The 25078-nt window shown below is 34.1% G+C and carries 18 protein-coding genes; all 18 read right to left on the reverse strand.

Translation table 11 applies throughout. From position 1 onward, the window contains the following. Positions 1-2 precede the first annotated feature (2 nt). Positions 3-989: a UDP-glucuronic acid decarboxylase family protein gene (locus H2O64_RS11605; RefSeq protein ID WP_187562369.1), complete on the reverse strand. Its 987-nt coding sequence runs from the start codon at positions 987-989 to the stop codon at positions 3-5. A 22-nt stretch (positions 990-1011) separates the two neighbouring features. Continuing rightward, positions 1012-2322: a UDP-glucose dehydrogenase family protein gene (locus H2O64_RS11610; protein ID WP_187562370.1), complete on the reverse strand. Its 1311-nt coding sequence runs from the start codon at positions 2320-2322 to the stop codon at positions 1012-1014. Between the two features lie 75 nt (positions 2323-2397). Continuing rightward, on the reverse strand, positions 2398-4407 hold the full coding sequence (locus H2O64_RS11615; RefSeq protein ID WP_187562371.1) for a nucleoside-diphosphate sugar epimerase/dehydratase: 2010 nt from the start codon (positions 4405-4407) through the stop codon (positions 2398-2400). Between the two features lie 57 nt (positions 4408-4464). After that, the gene (locus tag H2O64_RS11620) at positions 4465-5598 is read right to left on the reverse strand and encodes a DegT/DnrJ/EryC1/StrS family aminotransferase (protein ID WP_187562372.1); all 1134 of its coding nucleotides are present in this window, start codon (positions 5596-5598) and stop codon (positions 4465-4467) included. A 2-nt stretch (positions 5599-5600) separates the two neighbouring features. Next, positions 5601-6212, reverse strand: a complete 612-nt coding sequence (locus H2O64_RS11625; RefSeq protein ID WP_187562373.1) for an acetyltransferase — start codon at positions 6210-6212, stop codon at positions 5601-5603. Continuing rightward, the gene (locus H2O64_RS11630; protein WP_187562374.1) at positions 6205-6810 is read right to left on the reverse strand and encodes a sugar transferase; all 606 of its coding nucleotides are present in this window, start codon (positions 6808-6810) and stop codon (positions 6205-6207) included. Before H2O64_RS11630 ends, H2O64_RS11625 begins: the two co-directional genes overlap by 8 nt. Next, positions 6810-8054 carry a glycosyltransferase family 4 protein gene (locus tag H2O64_RS11635; protein WP_187562375.1) on the reverse strand — a complete coding sequence of 415 codons (1245 nt, stop codon included), beginning with the start codon at positions 8052-8054 and terminating at the stop codon, positions 6810-6812. The genes H2O64_RS11630 and H2O64_RS11635 overlap by 1 nt, the downstream gene beginning before the upstream one ends. Before the next feature lie 3 nt (positions 8055-8057). Then, positions 8058-9935 (reverse strand): alginate lyase family protein, encoded by a 1878-nt coding sequence (locus H2O64_RS11640; protein ID WP_187562376.1) that lies wholly within the window; start codon positions 9933-9935, stop codon positions 8058-8060. Between the two features lie 34 nt (positions 9936-9969). Next, positions 9970-12081, reverse strand: a complete 2112-nt coding sequence (locus H2O64_RS11645; protein ID WP_187562377.1) for a bi-domain-containing oxidoreductase — start codon at positions 12079-12081, stop codon at positions 9970-9972. Between the two features lie 72 nt (positions 12082-12153). Continuing rightward, a complete protein-coding gene (locus tag H2O64_RS11650; RefSeq protein WP_187562378.1) occupies positions 12154-13347 on the reverse strand; it encodes a hypothetical protein in 1194 nt (397 codons plus the stop codon). Beyond that, a complete protein-coding gene (locus H2O64_RS11655; protein ID WP_187562379.1) occupies positions 13344-14699 on the reverse strand; it encodes an O-antigen polymerase in 1356 nt (451 codons plus the stop codon). Before H2O64_RS11655 ends, H2O64_RS11650 begins: the two co-directional genes overlap by 4 nt. Further along, positions 14700-15932 carry an O-antigen ligase family protein gene (locus H2O64_RS11660; protein ID WP_187562380.1) on the reverse strand — a complete coding sequence of 411 codons (1233 nt, stop codon included), beginning with the start codon at positions 15930-15932 and terminating at the stop codon, positions 14700-14702. After that, positions 15933-17051 (reverse strand): glycosyltransferase, encoded by a 1119-nt coding sequence (locus H2O64_RS11665; RefSeq protein WP_187562381.1) that lies wholly within the window; start codon positions 17049-17051, stop codon positions 15933-15935. 15 nt (positions 17052-17066) lie between these two features. Then, on the reverse strand, positions 17067-18911 hold the full coding sequence (gene asnB, locus H2O64_RS11670; RefSeq protein WP_187562382.1) for an asparagine synthase (glutamine-hydrolyzing): 1845 nt from the start codon (positions 18909-18911) through the stop codon (positions 17067-17069). Between the two features lie 156 nt (positions 18912-19067). Further along, on the reverse strand, positions 19068-20519 hold the full coding sequence (locus H2O64_RS11675; protein WP_187562383.1) for a hypothetical protein: 1452 nt from the start codon (positions 20517-20519) through the stop codon (positions 19068-19070). 15 nt (positions 20520-20534) lie between these two features. Continuing rightward, positions 20535-22040, reverse strand: coding sequence for an MATE family efflux transporter (locus H2O64_RS11680; protein WP_187562384.1), 1506 nt, complete (start codon positions 22038-22040; stop codon positions 20535-20537). 135 nt (positions 22041-22175) lie between these two features. After that, positions 22176-23003 (reverse strand): hypothetical protein, encoded by an 828-nt coding sequence (locus tag H2O64_RS11685; RefSeq protein ID WP_187562385.1) that lies wholly within the window; start codon positions 23001-23003, stop codon positions 22176-22178. An 11-nt stretch (positions 23004-23014) separates the two neighbouring features. Beyond that, positions 23015-24958 (reverse strand): heparinase II/III family protein, encoded by a 1944-nt coding sequence (locus tag H2O64_RS11690; RefSeq protein WP_187562386.1) that lies wholly within the window; start codon positions 24956-24958, stop codon positions 23015-23017. Between the last annotated feature and the right edge of the window lie 120 nt (positions 24959-25078).

Genomic DNA, 25078 nt, shown 5'->3' on the forward strand with positions numbered 1-25078 from the left:
ACTTACATTCTTGTATACGTTGAAAAATCTTTGTGTTCTTTTTTGAATAATTCTTTTTCTGGCAACGATTTAAAGTAATCATAGGTTTTTTTCATTCCTTCACTACGACCTACTTTTGGTTCCCAATTTAGAATTTCTTTGGCTTTGCTAATGTCTGGCTTTCGCTGTAATGGATCATCAACAGGCAATTCTTTATAAATTACTTTTTGTGAAGTTCCCGTCAGTTTTATAATTTCTTCTGCAAAGTCTCCGATAGTGATTTCATGCGGATTTCCAATATTAATTGGTGCTGCATAATCACTCATTAACAATCTAAAAATTCCTTCTACTTGATCAGTAATATAACAAAAAGAACGCGTTTGTTTTCCATCTCCAAATACGGTCAAATCTTCGCCACGTAATGCCTGACCAATAAAAGCCGGAATTACACGTCCGTCATTCAATCGCATGCGCGGTCCGTAGGTATTAAATATACGAACAATGCGTGTTTCTAATCCGTGAAATCTATGATACGCCATTGTAATAGATTCTTGGAATCTTTTGGCTTCATCATACACGCCACGTGGACCAATGGTGTTTACGTTTCCGTAATAATCTTCATGTTGCGGATGTACTAATGGATCTCCATATACTTCTGAAGTAGACGCAATTAAGATCCGTGCGTTTTTTTCTTTGGCTAAGCCTAATAAATTATGGGTTCCTAACGATCCTACTTTTAAAGTTTGAATCGGAATTTTTAAATAATCTATGGGACTCGCTGGCGAAGCAAAGTGTAAAATATAATCTAGTTTACCAGGTACGTGTACAAATTTTGTAACATCGTGATGGTAAAACTCAAAGTGTTCTAAGTGAAATAAATGTTCAATGTTACGAATGTCTCCCGTAATGAGATTATCCATTCCAATGACGTGATATCCTTCTTTTATAAAGCGATCGCATAGGTGTGAACCTATAAATCCAGCGGCTCCCGTAATTAGAATTCGTTTCATTGTGGTTGTTGGTTATTTGGGGTTATAAAACTTCTTTTCTTCCAATAGAAAAATAGGTAAATCCTTCTTTTTCCATATCAGCTACATCGTATAAGTTTCTACCGTCAAAAATGATCGGTTGGTTTAGGTTTTCTCTTAGTTTTGTGAAATTTGGTGTTCTAAAAATACTCCATTCTGTACAAATAATTAAAGCATCTGTGTTTGCTATTGCTCCGTACATACTGTCTGCGTATTCCAATTTATCGCCTAGTTTTGCTTTTACATTGTCCATCGCTTCTGGGTCAAACACACTAATTTTTGCGCCTCTGCCTAATAATTCATCAATAATATATAATGATGGTGCTTCACGAATATCGTCAGTTTCTGGCTTAAATGCCAATCCCCAAATTGAAATTGTTTTTCCTGTTAAATCGTCTCCTAAGTGCTTGACAAGTTTTGGAATTAACGCCGTTTTTTGTTTATCATTTACATTGATAACCGCATCCAATATTTGGAAATTGTAATTGTTGTCTTTTCCAGATTTGTGCAATGCTTTTACATCTTTTGGAAAGCATGAACCTCCGTATCCAATTCCTGGAAATAGGAATCGTTTTCCAATACGCGAGTCTGTTCCCATTCCGATGCGTACTTTATCAACGTCTGCACCTACTCTTTCACAGAAATTCGCAATCTCGTTCATGAACGTAATTTTCGCAGCTAAGAACGAGTTGGAAGCGTATTTTGTCAATTCCGCAGATTTTTCATCCATGATTAGTATTGGATTTCCCGAACGCACGAATGGTTTGTACAAACGTTGCATCAATTCCGTAGCTCTATCCGAACTCGAACCAATAACAATACGTTCTGGTTTCATGAAATCGTCTACTGCAAATCCTTCACGTAAAAATTCTGGGTTCGAAACTACATCAAAATCAACCGTTGCATGTTCTGCAATTACAGCGGTTACTTTTTCGGCAGTTCCTACTGGCACAGTACTTTTGTCTACAATAACACGGTATTCTGTCATCAGTTTCCCAATGTTTCTGGCAACGCCAACTACATAGGATAAATCGGCAGAACCATCTTCATCTTCTGGTGTTGGTAATGCTAAAAATATAATTTGCCCGTGTGCTAATCCTTCTTCTAGTGAGGTTGTAAATTTTAAACGTCCTGCGTTTATGTTTCTTTCGAAAAGTATGTCTAAATGTGGCTCATAAATAGGAACTTCTCTGTTTTGCATTCGTGTTACTTTATGCTTGTCTATATCGACACAAAGTACGTCATTTCCAGTTTCAGCTAAGCACGTTCCCGTAACTAGTCCTACATATCCTGTTCCAACAACAGTTATTTTCATCTATCTCTTTTTTATGTTGCAATCTTTTGGGTTTTTACTTTTTTAGCAAAAGAAAACCCTTTGGATTTGATATTTTTATTTGATGACTTCTTCCTTTTGTTTTTTGTCTAATTTTTCATAGCAAGAATTCATACTCTTGTATTCAGGAACCAATGCTTTCATTTTTTTCACGACTTCTTCTTTGTCAAAAAGTGAAGCAGAAGTAATTAATTCGGCAATCTTATTCTTAATTTCTTCAAAATCGTACATTTCTCCACGCGCAATCATAATTTTATCATTGTACGTTGGCAACGTCGTTGATTTGTCATTGAGCAATTCCTCGTATAATTTTTCTCCCGGACGCAATCCAATGATTTTTATTTCAATGTCTTTATCAGGAACAAATCCTGCTAGTTTGATGATTTTCTTCGCTAAATCGATAATTTTCACGGCTTCTCCCATGTCAAAAATATAGATTTCGCCACCATGTCCCATCGCGCCAGCTTCTAATACTAATTGGCACGCTTCTGGAATGGTCATGAAATATCGTATAATATCTGGATGCGTAATGGTCAATGGACCGCCTTCCGCAATTTGTCGTTTGAATAATGGCACTACCGAACCATTGGAACCTAATACGTTTCCAAAACGTGTAGTAACGTAGTTTGTGGTATACCGCGTATCTTTTTTGAAAGCTTCCTGTAATGTTTGTACATATATTTCTGCAATTCGCTTAGAAGCGCCCATTACATTACTTGGGTTTACCGCTTTGTCCGTAGAGACTAATACAAATTTTTCAACTTTGTGCTTTAAGGAACAATCTGCCACATTTTTAGTTCCCATCACGTTTACAAAAATTGCTTGTGACGGATTGTCTTCCATCAACGGAACATGTTTGTACGCTGCCGCGTGATATACAACTTGTGGTTTGTGTATTGCAAAAATATTATCGAGTTTATCTTTGTCACGAACATCTGCAATGACAGCTTCAAAATTTAAGTCTGGAAAGTTCGATTTGATTTCCATTTGTATTTGATACAATGGTGTTTCAGCCTGATCAACAATGATGAGTTTTTCTGGATTGTAGTTTGCTACTTGTCGTGCAATTTCACTTCCAATAGAACCTGCGCCACCTGTGACTAAAATTCTACGGTTGTATAATTCTTTTGCGATTAGCTTATTGTTCAGGACAATTGGTTCTCTTTCGAGTAAATCTTCAATTTGAACGTTTTGAATTTGTTGCGCCAAGTTCACATTTTCTTTGTCTTCCATATCGGAAACAATTGGCGCTCTAAATACTTTAAAGTTGTGTTCTAGACATTCGTCTACAATTTTGATACGTTCTTCTTGCGTAATGGATTTGTCTGCCAAAATGATGGCATTTGCTCCATGCGCTCGCAAGATGACAGAAAGTTTTCTTTTGAGGTGAATGATGGGCAATCCTAAGATTTCCTTACTTTGATTTTTTCCTTTTTTATCAATGAAACCAATCAATTTGTAACGCATTGGGCGTTCTACCTTGAGTGCATTAGAGATTGCAATGGCATTGGAATCAATTCCGTAAATCATTACATTGATTTGGTCTTCTTTGGTAGCGTAATCAAAATAGGCTTCAAAGACTTGTTTTACTAAAACTCGAAAGAGTAGTAGAAACGAGAACGACATTGCAAAGTAGATAAATAGTCCTGGAATTAGAAACAGATTGCTTCCTCTAAACATTAAGTGTGAAGAGTTTACAATGAGTAACGTAATTAAGGTTGCTAATGATGCTAGGAAAAATTTAATCGCATCAATAAACGTTGAGTGGCGAATTAATCCTGCGTAGGTTCTAAAGAATATAAAGAATAATAAGTTTGTGATTAGGATTAATCCTGAAGTTGGAGAGATTCCAAAGTATGATACTGATGATGGATTGATATCACTGATGTTGATGTTTTTGACAATGACACTTGTAAGTATCACAGCAACACAACAAATAAACATATCGAAACATAAGATAAGCCATCGGGGTAAGTACCCGATATTTTTAAAATCAATGCGTTTTTTGCTTGATTTTAAAACCTGCTTTAGCGCTTCTTTTATTCTTCTTGAATTCAATACCTTCATCTTCTAAAAAAAACTGATTCTTTGTTTAACGATACAAATTACTTAATTTATTTCTTTCTATGCTAGAAAAGCAGCTATAACTTGTGTAATACGTTCTTTTTCCTGTGTAGTTAAGTTTGATCCTGATGGTAAACAAAGTCCGTTGTTGAATAGGTCTTCACATATATTTGTGCCATAATAAGCGTATTTTTCAAATATTGGTTGTAAATGCATTGGTTTCCAAAGTGGTCTGGATTCAATGTTTTCTTCCCAAAGTGCTAAACGTAAGTCTTCACGTTTGAAGCTCGCTTTGCTTTCATCAACTTTGATACAACTTAACCAATGGTTAGAGAAGTAATCGTCATTTGGTTCTTCAAATACTGTAACTCCTGCTACATCTTTAAAAATATTTTTGTAGAATTGCTGCATGTCTCTACGCAACGAAATGTGCTTGTCTAAGACTTCCATTTGTCCACGACCAATTCCTGCTACAATGTTACTCATTCGGTAGTTGTAGCCTATTTCCGAGTGTTGGTAATGTGCAGCATCATCTCTAGCTTGTGTTGCTAAGAAAATTGCTTTCTTTTTCGATGCTGAAGTATTACACACTATAGCACCTCCACCAGAAGTGGTAATAATTTTATTTCCGTTAAACGATAAAGCGGCATAGCTTCCAAACGTTCCACAGTTTTTTCCTTTGTAGGTAGATCCTAATGCTTCCGCAGCATCTTCTATGAGTGCGATTTCATATTTGTTGGCAATGGCTACAATTTGATCAATTTTTGCTGGCATTCCGTACAAATGCACTAGAATGATTGCTTTTGGCTTTTTTCCGTTGGCAATTCTATCTTTAATTGCTGCTTCTAGATGAATTGGACACATGTTCCAAGTTACTTCTTCACTATCTACAAATACCGGAATTGCTCCTTGGTATAAGATTGGATTCGCGGAAGCGGAAAATGTCATACTTTGACAGATTACCTCATCGCCAGCGACGACTCCAGATAAAATAAGTCCTAAGTGAATTGCGGCGGTTCCTGAGGATAAAGCGCCAACTTCTTTGTCCGTGTTTAGAAACTGTTTTAAGTCTGCTTCAAATCCTGTTACATTTGGTCCTAATGGAGCAATCCAGTTGGTGTCAAATGCTTCTTGAATGTATTTTAATTCGTTTCCGCCCATGTGCGGAGATGAAAGCCAAATTCTTGATTTCATAGTTATTCGTTGTTGTACTTTTTTATTGTTCCTGGATTCCCTACTACGACCGCATAGTCTGGAACGTCAGTAATAATTACCGCGCCAGCACCAATGGTTGCCCATTTTCCAATGGTAATGTTTGGAATGATAATCGCGCCTGCGCCAATGTGTGAACCTTCGCCAATGGTTACATTTCCAGTTACCGTAGCGTTTGGTGAAATGTGCACATAATCAGCAATCGTACAATCGTGTTCAATAACGGCTGCTGTGTTGATGATGACATGTTTTCCAATGCTTGTATCTGCATTGATCGTAGTTCCTGGCATAACCACAGTTCCTTCTGCTATGTTAACAGTTGGTGAAATGATCGCGGTTTTGTGAATGAGCGTTGCAAACTCGTTTGTTACTTTTTTACTGATGACTTTACGAATGTTGTTGTTACCAATACTTATTACAAATTTATTGGCTTTGTAGGCTGCTATTTCTTGCGATGTTACTACTGGAATTTCATGTAGAAATTCACTTTTAGGATTGTCATCGATGAACGCTTCAACCACAATGTTTGTGCTGATCGCTATATCTTTAACGACTTTTCCGTGTCCGCTTGCGCCAAATAGACAAATTTTACTCATTCCCTGTAAATTTTACAGTAGTAGCTTGGTTTTCTGTATTGATATCTTCCGATCGAACTACTTTTATTATTGTTTTAAATATAATTTTTATGTCTAGGATAAAGCTGAGATTTTCAACATACCAAATATCATATTCAAATTTTTTCTTCCAGCTAATTGCATTTCTTCCATTGACTTGTGCCCAACCTGTGATTCCTGGTTTTACATCGTGTCTCTTTTTTTGAATTTCGCTGTATAAAGGTAAGTATTCTGGTAATAATGGTCTTGGACCTATTAAACTCATATCACCTTTTAGCACATTGAGCAATTGTGGAATTTCGTCTAAGGATGTTTTTCTGACAAAGATTCCAAGTTTCGTTAAGCGATCTACATCCGGAAGTAATTCTCCGTTTGCACCTTTTTTGTCATTCATCGTTTTGAACTTGATCACTTTAAAGATTTTTTCACCTTTTCCAGGTCGTTTTTGAAAGAAAAACGGTTTTCCTTGATTGTTAATCATGAGTAAGATTAACACAATGAAAAATATGGGACTTAAGAGGATGAAACCTATGAGTCCAAGGATAAAATCAATGATTCTTTTTAGAAAGTGACGATACATTATTTTAGGATTCCTTGTATTTTGTTTGTGTATTCTTTTGCTAATTTGTCTCTGTCAAAGTGTGCTTTCGCGAAAGCATACCCATCTTCGCCCATTTGCTGAATTTCCGCAGCACTTTTGTTGGCGAGTTCTTTTGCACCTTTTACGATGGCATCACTGTTTTCTGGCTCTACGTATACACCACATTTTGCATTGTGTACCAATTCTCGTGAAACGCCATCAATAGCGAGTAAGATTGGTCGTTTGCAGGACATATAGTCAAACGTTTTGTTTGAGTAAATTGTTTTAAAGGTATCTACTTTTTTTAGTACAGATGCACCAACATCCGAAGCCAATATGTATTTGAATACTTCTTGCTTTGATACAGGATCTCTGAATATGACGTTTGATAGGTTTCGTTTTTTTGCTTCTTCTATCAATGCTTCTTTGCGCATTCCGGCTCCAATGAGTTGAAATACAATGTTTGTGTCTGTTAGTTTTTCCGCAGCGTCTATTAGTTGAATTAAGTGATTGGCAACTCCGTGCGCACCAACATACGTAATGACAAATTTGTCGCTTAATCCTAATTCTTTTTTGAATGCTTCTGCATCAAAATCTTCTTGTATTTTTTCCGCCAAGCTAAAGTCGGCTGCATTTGGAATGAAAATTATTTTTTCCGCAGGTACTTTTTTGTCTTGAATTAGTTTGTCTCTAAATGCTGGCGTTAATACGTTGATCAGTTTTGCTCTTTTGTAGATGAATTTTTCAAACCAAAACGCAAATTTTATGATCATTCCATTTTTTAAAACTCCAGTATCAATTGCCGATTCTGGCCATAAATCTCTGATTTCAAATACAAATGGAACACGTTTTATTTTTGATAATACATATGCCGTAATTCCCACAAATAATGGTGGAGACGTTACAACAATAACGTCATATTTACCTTTTGTTTTGAAAAGTCCTGCATAGATACTTGAAAATACGAATGAAAAATACGCCCAAAGTCTTCCAATGAAACTTACATTGTAACTTTCGGATACGTGACAACGCAACACATCTACTTTGTCATAGAATTGTTCATCTTTAAATGTAAGTTTGCCTTTGTATCTGTCCGCTTTTTTTCCGGTGGTATAATGCACCATTCCTGCGAGTACGGTGATATCATGTCCTTGATTAGCCCATACTTGCGTCATTTCGTTAAAACGCGATCCGCCGCCATCTCCTTTTTCTAAGAAATATTGATGAATTAGTAATATTCTCATGTATTATTTTATCCGTATTGTGGTATTAAAAACTTTCTTTTCGGTTGCAAATGTAAGCCTTATTGCCTTTTCTTTTACACCATAATACCCAGAAAACCACTTTTCTTCGAGTAACGGTTCTATTTTTGCGCCATCTTCATCTGTTGTGATGATTTCTATTGCATCTAAATGATCTGGATGCAAGTGCCAATATTGGTAGATTTTTCTGTTTCCTTTGTTTTGAATTACGTCCGTAACTTCCCAATGGTTTTGTGCCTGTTGTTTTGTTACTTTTCGCGTATGCTGAATGTTGTTTCCAAGTTGTTTGAACGCTTTGATTGTTCCTTCAAATTTGAACGTATTTTTTTCTTTTGTCAGACTTGCTTTGGCTTTGTTTATCCAGTAATACCAAATGAATCGTCCGCCTTTTTGCATTTGATCTGCTTTGTCAACACTTACTGTATTGTGTCCTTCTGCACCATTGAAATAGTTGACATCGTGCAGTTCTGCATTGTATTTGTATGAACCTGTATCGCGTAAGTAGTTGATTCCGTTTGCCCAAATGTCTATGTGTAAGTTATCGGACTGAAAAGGTCTGTCTTTGTAAGCACCACAACGAATGAACGTTTTGGTAGTTCCATCTTGTGAAATGTAGTAACCACTTTTTTCAAACGTGCTGATTTCAGGTAATTTTGCAGGTGTTTTTTGTGTTGCTTCCACTCCATACCAAAGGAAACTTTCCGCCTCAGCGTTTGTATGACCATTTAACACCGCGCGCAAATCGTCTAGTTGTGATCGGTATATTCTGTAATCGTCATTGGTAAGTTTGAAGAATAATGCGCCATCATTGGAACCGTAGTTTGGTAATTTTCCTGTGACAGGATCTGTACATGCATCTAAGAAATCGAGTGATTTTTGTGCGCGTTCGTAGACAACATTACTGAATTTATCATTGTTGAGTTTTGCCAGTTGAATTCCCCAAGTGAATAATTGTATGACAACTCTGTGATAGTTCATTGAGAATTGCAAGAAGGTACCATCTTCATAGATTTGATAGGCAATTTCTTGTTCAAACCACTTCTTCCCTTTTTTACTCCATGTAGCAACATTTGGGAAAAACGGAAATAGTTTTCCCGAAAGGTATAAGAGCAAGGTTTCTGTAATTGCGTGATTGTTCCGAACCGTGATTCGAGAGAAATGAATGTTGTGATATACGTGATGAATTTGCCAATAGATACTGTGCATTATTTTTTGAAATAACGCTTCTGTCAAGTTTGACGAATCTTTGTAATAGTATAAAGCAAATGTCCAATTTAGGACACGCAAACTAGTTTCCTGACTGCATTTGTAGTTAGGACCTTGATTGATTGGGTTTTTTGTGATGAAGTCTTCTATTTCCTGAAAAACATACGCAGATTGATCATCGTTGAAGTGATAGTCATACCGAATGACATCGTATAGAAATGAAAATCGTGCTTTTTCCCAAACGTATTTGATGTCGCCCGCTTCTTTGGATAAGTCCTGAACTTCTGACCAATGTTTGTTAATGTTGTATCGATATCCTGTTGATGGATTGACTAACCAATTGTATTCTGTTCCAAGTTTTATTTTTGTTTTGTTGAAAAAGGTAAAGATTCCTTTTTGAATTTCTTGAAACGTTTCTGCTAAGATTTCTTTTTCTTGTTTGGGCAGATTTGGAATGTTTTTTCCGTAAAAGAAAAATGGTGGCACGTTGTTTTTCCAGTTTTCTAATGTTGTGTATGCTGAAGCTTTCGGTTGTGATGGAAATGTTTTTTTCTGCCAACCAAGCTTGGTTTTTATCGTGTAGAAGATTCTAAAAAAAAGATAGCGCAATCCCATGTTTGAGATAAGATTGGCTATCCTTTTTATTTTTTGAATCATAATTTTGCACTGTTATTTTGAACGTGTATTGCTGTTAAATTTCAATCCACTTTCCTTCTTTTAAACTTTGGATTGCAGCAAAACTTGCTTTGGTTACGTTGATTAATTCCTCATACGGAATGAGCGCAACGTTTCCGTCTTTTATTTTTTCTAGGATTAAGCCAAATTGTGCTTTGTGTCCTTTGTTTAGTTTGGTTTTGAGCTTAGAGAAGCCTTTTGTTCCGTAACCAGACGTTTTGATAAAGTTGTCCATGATTAATGTTTTCTCTTGCGAGAAGACTTCTAAACGTTCTTTAGCGTACGATTTTGAACCGTTTGCAAAGTAGTTTACAACACCCGTAGAACCGTTTTCCATTTTTACCAAGATAGAGGCATTGTCTGTGTTTTCCGCAGGATTTTCTCCTAAGGCATTCATACAAACCGCTTTTATTTTACTTCCAGTTAAGAAAACCATTAAGTCTAAGTAGTGACACGCTTCTCCGATGATTCTTCCGCCACCAACTTCCATATCGTGTACCCAAACTTCTGGTGGAATGGCTCCAGCATTCATGGTTGCGATGATATTCATTGGTGCATCACCAACTAATGATTTTATTTTTTGTGTATGTGGAGAGAAACGTCGGTTGAAACCAATCATTAATGTTCCGTTACTTTTTTGGTAGCTTTCTTCTATTGCTTCTAGCTCTTCATGATTTAGTGCTAATGGCTTTTCTACAAAGACATGTTTTCCTTTGTCTAATGCTTTAATGACCATGTTTGCGTGTAAGTTGTGACGCGTTGTAATCATGATTAAGTCTACATCTTTGTCATCTAATACTAAATCGTAATCTGTTGTACTTTGTGCAATGTTGTGTTTGCGCGCAAGCGCAGTTCCGTTTACACCTCCAGAAGATACAATGTGCTTTATGTTTGCATTGGTTCCTTTTAAGGCAGGAAGCAAGGTCATTTTTGTGAAGTTTCCAGCACCAATGAGTCCAATGGTTCCTTTTGTTGATTGTTGTTCTTTTTTGTTAACAACAATCGTGTTTTCAGGTTTGGTATCTTCATTATATTTTATAATCGATGCAATCGATTTGGAGTTTCCTATGTCTCCGTAAATTTTTTCAAATTCGTCTAATGCAACTACTTCTGAGATTAGATTTTGTACTTGTAGTTTTCCTGTTGAGATAAGTTGTAAAACTGTTTCAAAGTTTCGTTTTTCTGTCCAACGTACAAATGGTAGTGGATAGTCGATTCCTTTGAATTCGTAATCGTCATCATATCTTCCTGGTCCGTACGAACACGATACTTGGAAGCTTAGTTCTTTTTCGTAGAATTCTGCTCTTGATATGTTTAATCCAATGACACCAACTAAGGTAATTCGACCACGTTTTCTACTCATTTGAGCCGCTTGCGAAATGATATCGTTGCTTTTTGCAGAAGCCGTGATTAATACACCATCTGCGCCAATATTGTTGGTTTGATCTAATACAAATTTTACAGGATCGTTTCCTTTTAAAGGATTGAACGCGATGATTCCTTTTTCTTTTGCAATCGCTACTTTATTATCGTCTAAGTCATATCCAATAACAGTACAACCATTTGCAATGAGCATTTCTGCTGATAGTAATCCGATGAGTCCTAAACCAATGACTACAATTGTTTCTCCCATTGTAGGATTGATCAAACGGATTCCTTGCAGTCCAATAGAGCCAATGACAGTAAACGCAGCTTCTTCATCTGAAATGTTATCAGGAATGTGTGCGACTAAGTTTTGTGGAATGGAAACAAATTCGGCGTGCTGTCCGTTAGAAGCAACTCTATCACCTACTTTAAAATCAGTTACACCTTTTCCAACCTCAACTACTTTTCCAACATTACAGTATCCTAATGGAAGTGGTTGTTCAAGTTTGTTAAAGACAGTTTCTATAGTAGGCATTAAACCTTCAGTCTTTATTTTGTCCAACACCATTTTTACTTTGTCTGGTTGTTGTCTGGCTTTTTGGATTAATGAAGCTTTTCCAAATTCGACTAACATACGTTCCGTTCCTAGTGAAACTAAACTTCTTGTCGTTTGAATAAGTACTTGTCCAGCTTTGACGCGAGGAGAAGGTAATTCAGCTAATTCGGTTACTCCAGTTTTAAAAGACTGTAATATTTGTTTCATCTGCTTTTCTGATTTTACAAAATTTGTGCAAACTTACTTTTTAATTTCACACAATCCCAAGAAAATACCCAATTATCGGTCTTCTGACGGATTATTCGGCAACATAATATATTTTGCTGCGATGTAGAGGAATATAGCAGCGGTTACATTTAAGATTAATCCACCCGAAAGTAGACTTGATAGAAAGGTGATCACTATTAAATTTCGTTTTAAAAAGTTTCCTCCATTGAGGCAACTTGAAACTACATATAGGTAATATACAATTCCAGATACTCCTAAGAATATATATAAATCTATGAATTCAAATTCTACTTTGAAGTGGTTAAAATCTAATCCTCCAAAAATGTAATTGAGAAACGTCCAGTTTTCTTCAATGTGTGTTATTGCATTCACGAATAGTTGATCTCTGTATGAAAAAATAGCAGACATCAATCCACTTTCCTCATAAATGACTTTCCAAAATGGAGATCGACTTAGTACTGCTTGTATGATAGATTCTTTAAAAAATAGAAAAACTGCAAGCGATACTGGAAGTAGTATTCGAAATACTTTTTTGAATCGATTGTAATGTATAAGATGTACGACACCTAATAATCCTAAGAATAGTAACATTTTCTTTTGCCCTAAACAAAGCGAGCATGCAATAAAGAATAAGAGTTTGTAAAAGTCTTTTTTGCTCTTTTTTTCAATCCAGAAATAATAGCTTACGATGACTGCAATCATATACATGTAACTCGCTTCCCCTGGTTTGGAGAAGAAGCCCGAAACGCCAAATCGTGTTGTGTATTCGTAGGATCGGAAGATTTCAACATGAAATAGATAGCCTACAAGTAAGGCAATGGCATTTATGTATAGGAAATATTCAAAGTAACGGTATATTTTTTCGTAGGTTTCTTCCTTTAGCAATACTGTTTTAATGAATAGTATGAATATGAGCAAGTAGATGTATCTGTTGAAAAAGTAAATATTTCCACTCAGAAGTTGTGTTTTAAAGTCATACGCGCCTGGTTCATTGAGTAAAAACTGACTGATGATAAACGATATTGTAAATGCTAGGATAAACCAAAACGTTCGAATCGATTTTTTAAAATTGGTAATAATCATACCCACCATCAATACTTCAAAAACTAGTTTTATAGCGCCTGAATATCTGTAAAATGAATTCGGCATTAATTTGTATGCAACGCTCGTTAGAAAATCGCTAATGAGAAATGTCATTAAAAAAACGATTGCAATAGTGTCTATGTTTTTTTTAAGATAACTCATGGGCGAAATTTTATTCTAAAGTTTTTCTGTAAAAACAGCCATGCAATCATAAAGAAGAAGAAACCATATCCAAGTAATGATCTTGCCAAACTTGCCTGTGATAGGTAATATGCAAATACAAAGCAGAAAACAATGAAAATGATGTTGATATTATTTTTTTCTAACCTGTTTAAAAAAGCATCTAATGCACTTAGCAATAATCCCATGATTGTATTTCCAATAATGAAACCGGTATAACCAAAAGCTCCATAAAAATCCAATACACTGTTGATTGCTAATGATCCTTCTTTGTTATTTCTGGTAAAATATTCATACAATACTTTACTATCTGGATAGAGTTCGAAGCGGAATATTTTACTAAACATTCCAATGTTTGTAAGTGCGTAATGATCATCTACCGCAGGAAAATAGTGTACATAACAGAATGCCGGAATTGATAAACGTCCAAATACACGTGTCAATACAACTTCTGTTAGTTTCCAAACTCCTTCAAATATGTTATCAAATTTATAGGTCGTTGCCGAATAGTATAATAGCAATAGAATCGAAAATAGTGATGCACCAATGATCATAGTACGCCGCCTGAGTTTCTTTTTTTCTTTCGCCGTACGTACGCGTTTTTCTCTGATATTAATATATTTTTTGAATACAAAAGCAGAAAGAAATAACGAAAGTAAGAATAAGATCAGCGGTCGCTTTTGAAATAATAATAGTATTAGTAAAAACGATACTGAAAACAAGCCGATAAATAATAATCTTGAAGCAAGCGTTTTTTTCTTCATCATTAGAAACAATCCTACGATTGTTAGAAACGGAAGTAAGTTGTAGGTAATGACAACGTATAGATAGTTTGACGTGATTCCACGTCGAGAAATCAGCAAGGCTTCGGGTTTTCGTCCTATGAGTCCGTCAAAGAAACCTGAAATTAAAATGTTTCTTTTGATTAAAAGATATATTAACAGAAAACATGAAATAAAGATGAGTATAAAGTAGAAGTTTACTTTACTCAAATTATTTTTTATGGGTGATTCAATTTTGAAATGATCAATACATTCAACACGCTTATACATTAACAATAACCCAAAAACATAAGCATAGAGCACTATGAGTACTCCACCAACAGCAAGCATTTGTGTCCGAAACACATCTTGATCGGTTATCATTTCCAACTTAAATGTCATGAACGTACGCATTGCATAGAGTTTCATGAATGGAAACATCATAATTCCAACAATTGAAAAAATACAGGTTGCGATGAAGAAAATACCAAAGGCATTCCATCTAAAGATCATCTTTCTGAATAGAATGATGTGAAACAGTAAAACAAATATAAGCACGTACGTAGCTGTCATTTATTCTTTTTGGTATTGATAGTAAAGTAAATAATTAAAGGCAGCATAGAATGTAATTCCCCATTGCCTGCTTAATATGTTTTCTGTAAAACAACAGATCATTATGATTATTGTGAAGCAAAAATATATATAATTATTCGTTTTAATTGCGTGAATAAGCGAATATGCAAAAACTGCTAAGAATAGTACTAAACCAAAGATTCCAAATCGCATGAGATAATCAATGTATTGGTTATGCACATTGCTTCTTATGTTGATTCCTCGCTTTCTATATTCGGCATGTAATTCACGTTTCACATCGCCTGTTCCTGTACCAATAATGTAATTATCTTTTACCACAGGAATTGACGCACTCCACATGCGTGGACGTGTTTCTTGTTCCGAATTATCGCCTTTTTGTAATTCCGTCAATCGGTCTGAAATTCTGCTTACTGTTATGTTTAGGTGTTGCACAGAGAACCATCCCGCGAAAGCGAGCAAACCAATAGAAAATAATAAGGTTTTGTAGAGTTTTCTTTTGATAAGAATGTAGGCTAACGAACATACAATAAGTACTATATTGAGAATTATTGCCGTTTTTGCCACCATTTGCAATAGAAATAACGATTGAAACGCAATTAATAGTAGCAATAGTATGATGATATAGTTTTTTCTGGCACGACTGAGATAGTCCAAAATGATCACATGCGCAAACATAATGTACATTCCAAAGTATGCATTGTGCATTTCTAAAAGCTTCGTTAACTCGCCGCCTGTATATCTGTATGAAAAGAATAATTCTAAGTCTAGCGGAAAAATATCACTTTTATAAAAGAAAAGATACAGCGTGTGCAACTCAAATGTTAGCACAAAACCAAAAACTGAAATGACAAATAGTTTTAGCAGTAATCCTATGTTTTGGACACGGTAAACCGAATAAAACAGCGGGAAAAGCACAAAACTGATTTGACGCGTGATGGTGTTGAATCCTCTAGAAATATCTTCCGTATACAACATTCCCACAATGTTCAAACCGTATAAAGCCATTAATAGCCAGAAATAAGGTGTTGTTTTGAATTTAATTTTTTCATCGGGTCTAAAAAGCGTAATTCCTTGTATAATCATCAATGAAAAGATGAAGATAGGATTTATCTTATCTAGTGTAAACGTTGTTACTACGCCTATTAGCAGTACAAAAACAAAATCAATATTGTTTTTTTGAAGGTATTCGGTTGCGTGCGTTTTTAGTTGCATTTAGTTGGCTAAAAAAGATTCTAATTCTTCATAATCTTGATCACCAAAATACGTATTTTGAGGTAATGATGAAAAATTATTTTGTAAACGGTCAGAATTCGATGATAAATAGCTCAAAGCGTCTTCTAAAGCGTTCGGTTCTTTGTAATTTACAGAGATTCCAATGCCTAAATCCATGACAATTTCTTCCAAATAGGTTTCCTTGCTACAAATTAATGGCACTTTATAGTACATACATTCGTATAATTTGTTTGGTAACGCCAATCGGTTGTTTAGTGAAACCTGATCAATGTCGTATACTAAGTAAATGATATCGATAGAATTGTATATACGTTGTGCATCTGTAAACGTGTTGTACGGTCCAAAATAGGTAATGTTGTTGTGTTTGGCTGCATATTCTTCTACCACATGTTGGTAATGTCCTTTTCCATGAATATGAATGTCTACTTCCGGATGATCTTTGTAGGTTTCAAAGAGTTTTACGTATTCGTCTTTTCTTAGGAGTAAACCTACGATTCCGATGACTGTTTTTCCACCTTGTTTTTTCTGGATTGCTGGATCATTTTTTTGTTCTACAGAAAGCATTTTGTTTTCTAGAATGAAAACACCTTTCTTAAAGAATTTCTCAAAATGATAGCTATAGTATTTTTTTGAAGTGACAATGAGTTTGTCAATGTGCTTTTTGTATAAGTAATTTTCTAACGAACGCATTCGTTTGCTTACAAAGCTGTCGTTGAATACAAATTCGCGTAAGTCTGAAATTTCAATGGTAAGTTTTGGTTTGTGTTTCTTTTTACCAAATTTGAAACTTGCCATTAAGAATAGAATGATGACATCAATATTATTCACCAATGCGACATCAAATTTTGAGCTTGCAATGACTTTTCTGATTTCCTTGATCGCTTTTATGTACACCCAAATTCGCTTGAATGGTTGCGAAGCATTTGGTACGCCGCCTAAATTGTAACGAATGACATTTTTTTCGATAGAATCATCAAGTGTAGCTAAAGTTGTTCTGTGAAAGTACACAAGACTTACATTGTGTTTTCTGGCTAAGAAATTGATTTGCTTTACAAAACGTGGATTTGGTTGATGCGATATAAAAAATAGTATGTTCATGACGTTCGCGCGCTGTTATTTTTTTTGGTTACTTAACCATATATTTAGTGAGTACATAATCCATAATCTGTATCCTTTTTTGGGAGAAAATGTTTTACTCGACATTAATTTTTTTAAATATTTTTCATCAATAAATTCTTTCACAGGAGCTTCAGGATTTTCGATGATCTCTTTTTGGAACATTTTTGGTAATGATATTGTTAAAAATGGGTGTAATAGCATTCCAAAACCTACTTTTTTACCATTCACAATATAATCTGGCAATATGTTTTTAGCCACATCTTTTATAATTGACTTCGCTCCATTTTTCATTTTTAATTCAAACGGCAAGCTTGCACAATATTCTATGAGTTTATAGTCCATATATGGTGACCTAGCTTCAATACTTGCTGCCATCGTGGAATAATCAACTTTAGCTAATATTAGTTCTGGCAACCTTAATTTATATTCAATATTTAGTACTTTTTTAAGAAATGCATCTTTAGTTTCTATAGTAACCTCATCCATTAATTTTCCTAAAATTTCATAGGAGTTATACGTTCCTTTTTTCCAAAATTTCTTCTTTTCATGTTCAGTAAATCCATGTACTTGTCTTCGACTTATTATTTTATTATCATAAAAAAAATCGAAAGGCTTGGCTAAAGGTATGTATTTTAAGTATTTTCTTAAAAATTTCGGAATCAATTTTAAAATGTTGTATTCTTTCTGAATTTTTATATACACAGGGTAACCACCTAATTCATCTCCACCTTCACCAACTAATAAAACTTTAGAACCTATTGCTTTTACTTTTTTTGAAATATAGTATAATAATACAGAACTTGCATCTCCAAAAGGTGCATCCGTTTGAATAGCCTGCAAATCTAGCAATTGTTTTTCATACTCTTCTGCATTAATTTGCATTTGATGGTATTCTAACCCTAATGTATTTGCATATTTCCTAGCATTATCAGATTCATTAAATTCATGATTCGTTTGATATTCTAGGTTAATTGCATTTATGCTAGGGTTTTTTTGAGCGCTATAATATAGGTTTAAAGAACTGTCAACGCCGCCGCTTAAAGCTATCGAAATTGGCACATCAGAGATATTTCGCAACTGCATTGAGACTTCTAGTTTTTCTTTAAACTTTTCTTGTGCTTTTTCATAAGAATCTAACGAAGTTGTGTTTATAGCATTTGTTATTGACCAATATTCCTTTTGTTCTATTTCTTTTTTTGCAGTTATTTTTAAATAGTTTCCTGCTTCCAATTTTTTTATGTGCTTGTAGAAGGTGTTTGGAGCATTTACGGTTAGGAATGTAAGGTAATGATAGATTGATTCTTCGTTTATAGCTGCATCAATTTCATCAGCTTTTAGTAATGGCTTTGTTTCTGAAGAAAAGTATATTTTATTTGCTACTGTTGCGTAGTAAAGCGGTTTTTTTCCTAACCTATCTCTTACTAAAAAGGTTGTTGCTGTTTTTTTGTCATAAAGTGCAAAAGCAAACATTCCGCGGAGCCTTTTTAAAAGACCATCAATTCCCCATTCTTTGTATGCATTTATGATGACTTCTGTATCAGAATGATCTGTTTTGAATTCTTGTTTTCCGATGAGGTCTTTTTTTATTTCTTCATAGTTATAAACTTCTCCATTATAGGAAATAACTACCGAATCATCTGAAGCAATCATTGGTTGATTTGCCTGGTCGGAAAGATCAATAATTGATAATCTATTGTGAGCAAAAACAACCGAATCATCATTCCAAACAGATTGATTATCGGGACCTCTATGCACTATTTCTTGTTGCATTAAGGCAATTACTTCTTTGTCCTTTTCTACAATCTTGTTGTATGCTATAACTCCTAATATTCCGCACATTCTTTTCTTTCCGTTATTATTGTTTTAATAAGTATTTTCTAGTACTCTTATTAAAACTTTAGTGATTTTTAGAAACGCTTCAAAACTAATCACAAAAACAGTTTTTGACATAATAAGAAATATACGAATTTAAAAGTATTTTTTTCTTACAAATTTTTATCTTTTTCTAAATATTTTTAGCGTTTCTTGTAAAAAAGCACTTTTTATTGTTTTACAGTATATCAAAAACAAAATTCCTGATATAAAACCACTCAATAAAAACCCTTCAATAGTAGGATACCATGAATGTGCAGTGAAATTTATTATAAATAATATCACGTTTAGTATTAATAGGGGAAATAGGCTGAAATATTTATGTGAATATAAATATTTTCGGTTCCAGTATAATGAAAAAGTGCCTAATAAAATGAAACTGATCATTAATGATAGCGATACTGATTTTATCGTATCAAACCATACACTGAATACATAGTATAGAACTACATGACTGCAAATTCCGATGAGTAGTGTATATAAGTTTAACGGTTTTAAATATTTTATTTCAATGATTCCTTTTAACGCCTGAAACAACGCATACGGAACCAATCCTAAAGCTAGTAATTTAAAAATATACGTAACAAGTTTGATGGTTTCTTCATTTTTTAACCAATAAGGAAGCAATACATCAATCCAATTATACATAAGTATTGCAGCTATAATTGCGATATAAATTGTGCCTCCAACCAATAAATTTACTATTTGTGTATGTTTTTCTTCTGAATTTCCGTGACCAGATATTACTGCCGAAAGTAATGACACTGGCTGCAATATTATTAATATGGCTCTTGACAGGGTTATTGCAACTAAAAAACCTCCTATAATATCTTCGTTTCCTTGTATCAACATCGCTCCTATAGTCAAAAGAAGCATGTCCGAAAAAGGAATTGTTGCTCTAGGCAATCCGTATTTTAAAAACTGTTTCCCTTCACTTTTTATGTCATCGAACTTTGGAAAAATATATAATTTTAGTTTGAAAATTAGATAGATTAATAACAGAAATAATAATAGAAATATAATGGAAAGTGAATAGTGAAACAACAGCAATATTGTGATCGATACACCAACATATTTAAACACTAAAAGCATTACAAGGCTTGCAGCGAGCAATTGTATTAGATTGTAAATGAAAATTTTTCTAAGGTTTAAAAAATAAGGAACAACAACATAGCTAAGATGCAACATACTAATGTATACAAAAGTGATCTTTAAATAGCTTATTGCATGTATACTATTGGGAAAGAAATACGAACTTAGAAAAGGATGAAATGTTGTGTAAATACCAACTAATGCACCAAGCACCATCAACCAAATAGCAATAGAAATAATATGATAAATTTTTATTTTTTGGGCATTATCTTTTTCAATACTTGTGAAACGAATTAAAGCCTGAGAAGTTCCTAATTGTACAAAGTTAGAAAAGGTAGATGCAATTCTTCTCACGTACAAAAAAATACCTAGATGCGCCAAAGAAAACACATACTCTGCTTCTTTGATAAGCCAAAAATTAAAAAGCACATTCAATAATGAAAAAACAGTGCTAATAATTACATCTTTGCTCAGTTTATTCATGATGTTCGCGCGCTGTTATTTTCCTCTTTTTAAAAGAATATTGATGGTTTCACTAATGAATTTTACTTTGCTAAAGAATAAAACTCCTCCGTATATAACTGTACTTACCAATATACAAATAATACAAGCCAATACATTTGGATATAATGAATTGATGTAGAAATTTAATGCAAAAAGTAATATTCCCAAAACAATTAATATTTCTAAACGAAAGTATTTGTAACCGTTAAAATCTTTTCTACACCAATATAATGTTGTAATTCCGAGTGATACAAAACCAATCATTAACGAGAATGATAATGCATATAGGTTTCCATAAGCATCTTTTAAAGCATAAAATAATATCACGTGAAATGCAATTGCTGTTAAGATACTAAATAAATTATATGGCTTGAAAAACTTGATTTCTATAATACCTTTTAATCCATGAAATATAGAATATGGAATGAGTCCGAAAGCTAATATTTTGAAAGCGTATAATACATTTACAATACGATCGGGATCTGAAAGCCAATATTGAATGAATATATCGAGCCAATTGTACATAATTATTACCAATAGGAATGTAGAATACAAAATGGTTCCTGTCATTAAGTTAACCGCTGTTTTTTGACGTTCTTCTGAGTTGTTGTTTCCAACGACTACTGACGATAGTTTAGAGATTGGTTGCAATACAATCAATACCGTTCGCGCAAGCGTTAATGCAAGTAAGAAAGCTGTAATATCTTCGGTTCCTGTAGTTACCATAAAGGCACTTACCGCTAATAAAAATAAATCAGAAAATGTCATTGCGGCACGTGGTAATCCGTACTGAATGAATTCTTTTCCGTAGGCTTTTATTTTTGCGATTGATGGGTAATTGTACAGTTTAAGCTGAAAGACGATATAGAAGAAAAACAGTAATTGTATTGTACTCATTATGGTAAGCGCGTACATCAAATACTGACTTAAATCAACTTTCACCATCACAAGATTCACTATTTCTCCAGCATTCGTAGTACTTGTTATATACTTTATTACTAATAAGAGAATGAAACTTGCATTCATCATATTAATAAGATTGTATAGCAATACTTTTCGTTGTGCTAAGAAATATGGTTGTACCAAATAACTTAAGTGAAGCGTAGCCATGTACCAAATTGTGAGTAAAAAGTAAGGCTTAAAGTTATTTACACCTTCAACCTCATCGTAAATAAAGCTTCCTAAACTTGAGCCAAACCCAAAGTATAATATGGTTAATAGTATACAAGTGGCAATCCAAATAGTAAAGGAAATTGCCATGTACGTTCGTATTTTGTCTTTGTCGTCTCTAAAGATGCTTCCGTAACGAAGTATGGCCAACGATGTTCCTAATTGCGTTAAGTTGGCAAATGTTGGTACAATACGTCGCATGACTAAGAATACACTCAACGCCAAAGCTGATAATAAATACTCTGCTTCTTTCATGAGCCAAAAATTTAGCAATACGTTTAATACTGCAAATCCTGTACTAAAGAATAAGTCTTTACCGAGTTTGTTCATTGTCAACTATAATTAATTAGGAGTTTTCCAACTGCAAAACTAATTTATTAAAACAAAACCACAATTATTAAGTGGATTAATAATTGTGGTTTTATATTTTAGAAAAGATATGTTCCTAAATAATTGGTTTAATTTTTAGTATTCTATATGAACTCTGCGTGAAATTATTCCATTCCCAGGTTGTAATTCTATTGGATATCCTTGTTCGTTATAGATGATTGTGAATGTAGCAATAACAGAATTATTAGAATTTCTAATTTCTGTAAAATTATTATTAAATGATTGTACTTGGCGTAAATCAGAGAAAATTTCAAAATCATAGTAAGTATCGTTTGGCGTCACCTCATTTGGTAACTTTAAAAACAAACTAACACGTGAATCAATATTTTTAAAAGGATGATTTTGATCGTCATAAATATATTTTAGAAAGTAATCATATTGAGAGTTACTAGGCATATTAATTCTTTCAAACTTACTAAGGTTATTATTGGAATCGTATGTGTATTGATTTTCGTAAGTTTCATTCCATAACGATGAATGATAATCTGTATACCATAGGCTATTTTGACTTTCAATGAGTCGATTTTGATTATCGTACACATACGCTCTTTCATTTACATAGGAATCATTCCAAGAAAAAGGGTTTACATTTTTTTCAATAGCCAAACCGTTTTGAAAAGTAAATCTCAAATCATCGTTACCATTTCTTAAAATTGAAATCAAGTTGTTTGCAGTATCATAATTGAATTCATATATTTCTTGAGGCATTATGTTATCAATGTCATACTCTTCTATTTTTGTAACTCTATCATCTTCATATTCGTAAAGCCAATAGGTGTCGCCTTTAGAGATTTTTGAAGGCCGCAATACTGTGTTTTCCAGTTCTTCTTGTGTAACAGCATCATCACTGCTACACGAAATTATAAATGTCATTAGTAAACAAAGTGCAATCAGTTTTTTCATCATCATTTTTTTTAAAATTGTTTTTCTTCTTCAATCGTAAATTGTACGGTAGTTGTTCCTTTTATTTCTGTTTCTAAAATTACTTTTTTAGCCGTCGTTTTGCTTCCGTAATTGGCGCTAAACGTATATTCTGCTATACGAATCGTTGTGAAATCGTCAACCGTGAGTTTGGAGGAGGTATTGTTAGTTTTTATAAAGATCGTGTTCTCTTTTATTTCTAACCCTATTTTTTCGTCAAAGTGTAGATTTCGAGCGATTTTATGTGGGGATTCGCAAGTAATCACGTCCGTACACGTCAGTTTGAAGCTGTTTTTCTCAATTTCAAACGTCCGTTGATGTGTTACGGCATCTTCTAAGCGTTGATATCCAGGATGTTTTCCAGAAATAATTGCTTTTGTAGTTGTATGTTCCGCAGTTACATCAAAAGGTTGCGCAATGTTACTTATTCCCCAATTTCCAATCATCGGCGCCATTTCTTCTCCATCAACTTCCAATCCGTTGTGATATGCCGTAGATTTCATTTTTGTTTTTAGCGCTAAATCGCCAGTATATGTATAACAACCCGGATCTACAATAATATCGTTTCCATCGAGCATGAGCTCAAAACTATATAAATCATTGTGTCCGTGTCCACCGCGACCTTTCATTCCAACTTCGCCAACATCGGTAATGAAATAGTTTTGTGCATCTTTTACCGTGACAAATCCACCTTCTTTATAGTAATAGGATGCAAAAGTATTTTGTGTGGTAACGCCTAAATTTTCCGTTGCTTTTGTTCCGAAAACTTCATACGCTGAATGGTATTTTTCGTTGACAGTGTTTAATTTTTCATCTTGAAAGAACAAACTCGCCAGTTGCAACATGTTGGTATGATCGTTTAAGGAAACTTGATCATTTAGAAATACCGAAGCACTGTCGTTATCGCCAATTATTGGTGTTAGCTGATTTGGTTTTGTGACGTCGCGCGTGAATTCGCAAGCATTTTTTAAGACTTTTAGTGTTTTTTCCTCAAGTTTCAAACCTGCGCGTTGCATCACCAAGAAAGAAATTAAGTAAAATTCTACGACTAATCGGTGATATGAAATTGATTTTTCAAAGTTTACTCCATCCGGAATGAATTGTAAATGAAATTCTTTTTCCATGCGTTTCACGGCATAATTATACCACGTTTTTGCTTCCGCATAAAAACCTTTAAATGCGCTTCCAAGCAATAGTAAAGCGGTTAGGTTTGCTGAATAATGATTCCCGCGAATGTCTGTAAATTCTACATTTCGCCACAAAAAGATTCCGTGAAGTAGTAAGATTTCGTTTAATAGATTTACAACTTCGTCCGTATCGATAGCTTCAAGTAGAATCTCTCTTAATTGAATTAGATTGATGGTTCTCACCGAAACTTCCATCGGATACCAATTGACTGAAAAACCTATTGGATTGCTCGTTTTCCAATCGGATAGTATTTCTTGAATGTACGCCAATTGATCCTTTTTGGCTTCTAGTTGATACGCACGCGCCACAGGAATTAAGAAGCTTAATCGAGATAATTCCCAAGGAAATTTTACATCAAATTCTTTGGCTTTGTTTTTTTCATAAAATGAATAGCCTTTGAAATATTTGTTTTTCCATGAATAATCAGCTCTCCAATCTGTATTCCAAGAAATTGGTTGCGCAAATTTATACGTTACATCAAATACCGAAATAGTTCCATTGATGATATTGTTTGCCTCCGAAATGGTTTGTTGTTGAAGCATTTCTGGAATGTCTGTCGCAGAAAAATCATTGGTAAAGAGCAAACTTTTTGCGTTCCAAGTCTTTTTAGATTTACTTACTTTTTGATGAACTTTTGGTTCAATTTTTTGCCAAAACTTCGTTTTAAAATAGACTTTCAACTTTACAAGTTGCACAAATCGGTACCAAACCACTGGAAGTGGTTTTGATAGAATGGTTTTTATGTTCATATTAGAAAACTGTCAATACTTCTTAAAATCTTACAAATGTATTATTTTGATTTTTGATACATGGTTTTTATACCTAAAAAGAGTGTTGACATAAAAAAACGCATCAACTTTTAAAGTTAA

The sequence above is a fragment of the Kordia aestuariivivens genome (assembly GCF_014397005.1).
Taxonomy (GTDB): Bacteria; Bacteroidota; Bacteroidia; order Flavobacteriales; family Flavobacteriaceae; genus Kordia; species Kordia aestuariivivens.